The sequence below is a fragment of the Stenotrophomonas sp. genome (assembly GCF_036662295.1).
In the GTDB taxonomy this organism is placed as follows: domain Bacteria; phylum Pseudomonadota; class Gammaproteobacteria; order Xanthomonadales; family Xanthomonadaceae; genus Stenotrophomonas.
Genome location: NZ_JAVWXA010000158.1, coordinates 1 through 6,296, shown reverse-complemented (window position 1 = coordinate 6,296; position 6,296 = coordinate 1). Strand labels below are relative to the sequence as shown.

Here is a 6,296-nt window from a genome sequence, read left to right as displayed (position 1 = left end):
GGCTGCCTTTCGCCGGGCACCGCGCAGCCACTCACGGAGTGGCTCTACCGTTTGCCTGGCAGAACGTTGCGGTACCGTTGATGCGAATGGCCCCCGGCGCCACGCACACCGCGCACACCCCTGGGTAGAGCCACCCCATGGGTGGCTGCCTTTCGCCGGGCACCGCGCAGCCACTCACGGAGTGGCTCTACCGTTTGCATGGCAGCGCAGCCACCCATGGGGTGGCTCTACCCCCCGCTATGCCGCGCGCGGGGCCATCTTCCACAGCAAGGCGCGGAACGGGGCCAGCAGGCACACGCCGATGGCGAGCTTCACCGCCAGGTCGCCGGCGGCCCAGCTCACCCACGGCAGGCTGGAGCCGGCAAACGCGATGCTCCAGAAGAGGGTGGTATCCAGCGTGGCGCTGCAGGTGGTGGCCACCATCGGCGCGCGCCACCAATGGCCGCGGCGCAGCCGGTCGAAGACGGTGATGTCCAGCAGCTGCGCGGCAATGAAGGCCAGGCACGAGGCCACCGCGATACGCGGCGTGGCGATCCACACCGACAGCACCACCGCCAGCGCGAACCCGGCCCAGGCCACCTTGCGCGCGGCCTGCGGCCCGAAGCGGCGGTTGATCAGGTTGCTCACCAGGAACGCCACCGGGTAGCTGAACGCGCCCCAGGTGAGCCAGTCGTTGATCGGGTACTGCACCAGCACGTTGCTGCCCAGCACCACCGCGCCCATGGCCAGCACCGCCAGCAGCAGCGAGCGCGCGGTCAACGGGGCAAAGGTGATCGAAGGACGCACGGACATGGCGCACCGGGGAAATGAGGGAAGCGGCGGATTATCCGGGCTTGGGCGGCCCGCGGCCACCCCGCGCCGGTTCATCTGCCTCGGGCGCACGCCCGACCCCCTGACACCACCGCTACGGGCGGCAGCCTCCACGGCACCCACAATCACCTGCCCTGGCGTCGCGCCTTACCAGCGCGTGCTCGGCTGCGCGGAGTCCGGGTCGGTCGGCAGGAACGCCAGCGTAATGCCCTCGGCATTGGCCACGTTCCAGCCAGCGCCGCCCGGGGTGGGCGTAAAGGCCAGCACATCGCCTACCTTCACCGTGTCCACCGGGCTCTGCGCCGGTGCCGGCCAGGCCAGCACCGCCGGTTCGTCCGGCGCCTGCGGGTTCTGCAGCGCAATCTGCACGCCGCCCTCGGCGGTGCGTTCCACCTTTTCCACCGTCAACGGCGGCAGCGGGCCGGCCTTCTTCGCCTCGGCGCGCGCACGGCTGCGCCGGGCCGAACCATCGCTGGCCTTGCTCACTCCGGCCGACAACAGCCAGATCGGTGCGGTGATCACCACCGCGCTCGCCATCGAGGTCACGATCACGCTGCTGGCCACCGGGTGCTGGGTGCTGAACTGCTGCGCGGTGGCCGGCAGGCTGGCCGCGCACACGGCCACGGCCAGCAGCGGGGAAACGGCAAAGCGGCAGATCCGTGTCATGGGCAACTCCTGGGGCGTTCCGAAGGGGGCAGTATGCGGGCAAGGCGTGGTGGGGTGCCGGCTCAAGGCTTGGGCGCGCTGATGCCCGGCACCGGCACGTGCGCGATCGGCAGCTCCATCTGCAGGCCCTTGCGCTGCTGCACGAAGTCGAACACCGATTCCACCGTCACCACCGAATAATTGCCCGAGATGCGCTCGCTGGCCGGGTGGTCGGTCACCGCTGCGTTGGGGGCGAAGAAGCGTGCGCCCAGCCGCTTGCCCACGCCGATATGCAGCATGCTGGGGCGGTATTGGTGCGCCTGCAGCCAGGCCTGCGCCTGGGTGCGGTTGACGATCAGCGTGTTGTCCTCAAGCTGCGCCATCGCCGCGGCCACCACTTCCAGCACCCACTGGTTGGAGTTCTGGTACTCGGTGCTGAAGGGATAGGCCACCACGCTGTAGCGCGCCTCGTGCAGCGCACGCGCCTGGATGGCCGGTTGGGTCAGCATCGCCTTGAGCGCCGCGCGCAGTGCCGGCGTGGGCACGCCGATGCGCAGGTCGGTATGCGCCGAGGTCTCGCCGATGAAGGTGGCCACCCCTTCGCGGAACAACTGCGACTGCGCGGTCTTGCACGGGTTCAGCAGGTGCACCGCGCGCCACTGGCCATCGTCTTCGCGCAGCAGGAAGGCCACGTGGCTGTGGCGCAATCCGTACCTGCTCAGGTCCTGCCCACCGCGTGCCACCAGCACCACGTCCACCTCGTCCAGCGCATCCAGCCGCTCGGTGGTGGCCAGCGCCACGTCGAACATCGAGGCCAGCGCCGCCGGCGTGGGATGGCGCTCCACGCATTGCGGCGCGGCGTGGGCGAGGGCGCTCGCGCCCAGCAAGGCGGCGCACAGCAGGGCGCGGTGCAGGCACCGGGTCAGTGCAGGGCGGGTGTCGTCCATGGCGTGGGTACTCCAGCGGCACCGTGCCGCGCGCGCATCATAGCGCCGTGCCTAGCGCCTGGGGCTTCCTGGGGCACGCTTCGCGCTTATGGTTCTCAGTGGTTGGCGCGCGCAGCAGCAGCGGCGATCACGCCTGCGGTCGCGCAGCGCCGGTTGCCTGCGCTGCGCGTCCACTGACTACCGCCCGCGCCGCGCCATTGCCGTCACGGCTCAATCGAGCAGCCGTGCACGCACCTGGGCCGCCACCCGCGCCGTCTCGCGCAGCGGCTCCACCCGGCCATCGGTGTGCCAATCCAGCCAACGCGGTTGCAGCCGCCCGCGCTCGCGCAGCGCCTGCTGGAAATGCGCCAGCCGCCCCTGCGCCTGGTCGGCCAGCGCCACCGCCACCGGCATCCGCGTGGCGCATGCCTCGGACAGCAGGTTCACCGAATCGGGCGAGACCACCACGCGGTTGGCCCACCCCAGCAACCCCGCATACGGGTTCACGCCGTCGCCGCCGTCGCCCCAGATCACATGCGGCACATCGGCGAACGCACTGCGCAGCGCGCCCACCAGCGCCGGCGGTGTGCGCCGCGAGGTGGTGGCCAACAGGCTGCCGCCCTCGGCACGCAGCTGCGCGGCCAACTGCTGGAACACCTGCACCATCGCCGGCTCGTGCCACGGCGCGTGCGGCGTCGGGCCACCCACCAGCAGCGCGGTGCGCGGGCCTGGCAGTGCGCTGAACGCGGCAAACGCGGCGCGGCCGCAGGCCAGCCAGTCGTCGTTGACCGGGTTGAGGCTGCCCAGCAGGGTCAGCACGTTGTCACCGCGCAGGCGGTCGTGCTCGGGCACCACCACCAGGTCCCAGTGCGATGCGCCGATGCGAGGGTCCAGGATCTGCACCACCTGGCTGCCGCGCCGGCGCAGTTCACGCAGCGCCCCGGCCGCCTGCCGGCCACAGCCGATCGCCAGCGTCGGCGGCTCGGCCGCCAGTTGCCTGAAGGACTCGCCAAAGCCGCTCGCCGCGCCCGGCAGCCAGCGCGGCGCCAGCCAGCGCCACGGCGCACGCGGGCTCAATACCAGCGGCTGGTGCGCCCCCAGTTTCAGTGCGGAGGCCAGCGCCACCGCTTGCCGCACATTGCCGGCACGGCCGTCAGTGATCGTCCAGGGCGGACTCGATCGTTTCACGTATGGCATTAATTCGTTTCAGTCAGGCTGGGTGTTGCAACTGTCGCGACACTCTACACTGCCAGCCTTCGCCGATCGCCGCGTCGCCCCATCACGGGCGCCCGGGTCGCCCCGATTTCCCGTCATCCGGAGGCTTCATGTCCAACGTACTCAACGATGCTGCGCTCGACCAGTTGTTCCGTACCGCCCGCACCCAGAACGCCTTCCTGGATACCCCGGTGGAAGACAGCCAGCTGCAGGCCCTGTACGACCTGCTGAAGTGGGGCCCGACCGCTGCCAACGGCAGCCCGGCGCGCTTTGTGTTCGTCAAGACCCCCGAAGCCAAGGCCAAGCTGGCCCCGGCGCTGTCCGAAGGCAACCACGACAAGACCCTGGCCGCCCCGGTCACGGTGATCGTCGCCTTCGACGAAGACTTCCACGAAAAACTGCCCTACCTGTTCCCGCACACCGATGCCAAGGCGTGGTTCGACGGCCCGCGTGAAGGCCGCACCGAAGGCGCATTCCGCAACGGCAGCCTGCAGGGCGCCTACCTGATCCTGGCCGCCCGCGCGCTGGGCCTGGACGCCGGCCCGATGTCCGGCTTCGACAATGCCAAGGTCGACGAAGCCTTCTTCAAGGGCACCGCGATCAAGTCGAATTTCCTCGTCAACTTGGGGTACGGTGACGCCTCGGGCCTGTTCGCCCGGCTGCCCCGCCTGAGCTTCGACGAAGCGGCCCGCATCGAATAAGCGTTCCCGCGCAATACAACGGCGCCCGCCGTTCGTGACGTCGCGCAGCGACGGCCCGGCCCATGCCCGCCAGAACGCGGCGGGCAGCCCCCGGGACCGTCCGTGCAGACGGGTTGTTTGCCTGACCTTCCTTCTTTTCCCTTCGCTTTCGAGAGAGACCTGACATGACCATGACCCGCAAACTGCTGCTGCCGCTGGCCCTCACCCTGGCCATCGCCGCCTGCTCCAAGCCGGCCGACCAGGCCGCTGCCCCGGCCGCCGATGCCGCCCCGGCCGCTGCTGCCACCACCACCCCGGCCGCCGATGCCGCCGCTGCCGCCCCGGCCGCCGAGGCCATCCAGATCGCCTCGGGCACCTACAAGCTCGACCCGACCCACACCGACGTGCTGGCCCAGTGGAGCCACTTCGGCTTCTCGCACCCGACCGCCCACTTCGGCGCTGCCGAAGGCACCCTGGTGTATGACGCGGCCGACGTCACCAAGTCCACCGTGGAAGTGAAGCTGCCGCTGACCGGCCTCAACAGCTTCACCGCCAAGTTCGACGAGCACCTCAAGAGCGCCGATTTCTTCGACGCCGCCAAGTTCCCGGCCGCCACCTTCAAGAGCACCAAGGTGGAAGCCGCTGGCACCAACAAGCTCACCGTCACCGGCGACCTGACCATCAAGGACATCACCAAGCCGGTGACCCTGGATGTCACCATCAACGGCGGTGGCGAGCACCCGATGGCCAAGGTGCCGGCGGCCGGTTTCGACGCCACCACCACCATCAAGCGCAGCGATTTCGGCGTCGGCGCGTATGCCCCGAACGTCAGCGACGAAGTGAACATCCGCATCACCACCGAAGCCACCGGCGAGAAGCCGGCTGCTTGATCGGTCGATGAGGTAAACGCAGTGCAAGGCCCGCCGAAAGGCGGGCTTTCTGTTTGTGGGCCACCTGCCGCGCCTACGGCTGGCCGGCGGCGCTGCCAACCGGTCGCGTATCATTGAAGGCCAGCGGCCGCCGACCGACGGTCGGCGCTACGAGGCCAAGCCGGGGCCAAGCCACCGCCGGCGCAACAACGCGCCCACGCGCAACAGGAGCACACCCGTGCAAGAAGCACACTACTGGATGATGGAATTCTGGACCGGCCTCAGCCTGCGCGACCTCATCGGTGGCAGCGTGCTGGGCACGGTGATCGGCCTGCTGCTCGGCATCGGCGTCTGGCTGGCCATGCGCCGCCGCGGCTGGCTGGCCCGGCGCAACCGCTGGCACCACGCCGCCATTGCCACCCACGTGGTGATGCTGCCGCTGCTGTTCTGCTTCACCGGCCTGCAGCTGGGCTTCACCGCCGGCGCGCAGCGCGCCCTCTACAAGCAGATCGACCACTTCCAGCCGCACTTGCAGACGCTGGTCGCCAGCTGGATGGTGGATTTCGAACGCTCCCTGGACGACCCCGCACTCGCCACGCTCATGCGCAGCGATGCCACCGTGCACCAGGTCACCCGCCAGGTGGTGGATGAGTACCTGGCCGCGCACCCGCTGCCCGGTGCGGATTACCTGCAGGGCGAGGGCACCATCAAACGCTGGACCCGCGCCGGCGTGGGCCATGTGCGCAGCGCGCTGATGTCGCAATGGGTGGAAGACAGCCTGTCCAAGGAGGCGGCCGGTTACAGCGGCGTGGACAAGCGCGTGTTCCGCGAAGCGCTGGGCATGCGCATGAACGAGCTGCTGCACACCCAGGGCGCCATCCGCCTGCTCAAGGCCCAGCTCACCAGCATGATGCCTGGCCTGTACCTCGGCCTGCTGCTGCCGCTGCTGTTGATCATGGCCGGCGTGCTGCTGGAGATCGGCCTGGCCACGCGTTATGGCTGGCGGCGCATGGCGGCGACTGGCAACCGCGGCGTGATGGTTGATGCGCGCGGTCGGTAACCGCGACGTGGCCGGTAGTGCCGGCCGCTGGCCGGCTCTTCATGAAACCTGGCGCCGCATGGGGATGGTTGGTCGGGGAGCCGGCCAGCGG

At 69.8% G+C, this 6,296-nt stretch carries 7 protein-coding genes; 3 read left to right on the top strand and 4 right to left on the bottom strand.

Features of this window, described 5'->3' with window-relative positions:
* Positions 1–237: 237 nt before the first annotated feature.
* The 4 genes from RSA25_RS18605 to RSA25_RS18590 all read right to left on the bottom strand — a co-directional run bounded on the left by RSA25_RS18605 (position 238) and on the right by RSA25_RS18590 (position 3,578).
* The gene (locus RSA25_RS18605) at positions 238–792 is read right to left on the bottom strand and encodes a queuosine precursor transporter (RefSeq protein WP_332810315.1); all 555 of its coding nucleotides are present in this window, start codon (positions 790–792) and stop codon (positions 238–240) included.
* Positions 793–957: 165 nt separating this feature from the next.
* On the bottom strand, positions 958–1,476 hold the full coding sequence (locus RSA25_RS18600; RefSeq protein ID WP_332810314.1) for a hypothetical protein: 519 nt from the start codon (positions 1,474–1,476) through the stop codon (positions 958–960).
* Between the two features lie 62 nt (positions 1,477–1,538).
* Positions 1,539–2,402 (bottom strand): DUF2145 domain-containing protein, encoded by an 864-nt coding sequence (locus tag RSA25_RS18595; RefSeq protein WP_332810313.1) that lies wholly within the window; start codon positions 2,400–2,402, stop codon positions 1,539–1,541.
* 210 nt (positions 2,403–2,612) lie between these two features.
* Positions 2,613–3,578, bottom strand: a complete 966-nt coding sequence (locus tag RSA25_RS18590) for a mitochondrial fission ELM1 family protein (RefSeq protein WP_332810312.1) — start codon at positions 3,576–3,578, stop codon at positions 2,613–2,615.
* 128 nt (positions 3,579–3,706) lie between these two features.
* Between RSA25_RS18590 and RSA25_RS18585 the strand changes: the two genes are divergently transcribed.
* The 3 genes from RSA25_RS18585 to RSA25_RS18575 all read left to right on the top strand — a co-directional run bounded on the left by RSA25_RS18585 (position 3,707) and on the right by RSA25_RS18575 (position 6,205).
* Entirely contained in the window at positions 3,707–4,297 is a 591-nt protein-coding gene (locus RSA25_RS18585) for a malonic semialdehyde reductase (protein WP_332810311.1), read from the top strand.
* A 164-nt stretch (positions 4,298–4,461) separates the two neighbouring features.
* Positions 4,462–5,166 carry a YceI family protein gene (locus RSA25_RS18580; protein ID WP_332810310.1) on the top strand — a complete coding sequence of 235 codons (705 nt, stop codon included), beginning with the start codon at positions 4,462–4,464 and terminating at the stop codon, positions 5,164–5,166.
* 217 nt (positions 5,167–5,383) lie between these two features.
* Complete coding sequence (locus RSA25_RS18575) at positions 5,384–6,205, top strand: hypothetical protein (RefSeq protein ID WP_332810309.1); 822 nt, start codon at positions 5,384–5,386, stop codon at positions 6,203–6,205.
* The last annotated feature ends 91 nt before the right edge of the window (positions 6,206–6,296 follow it).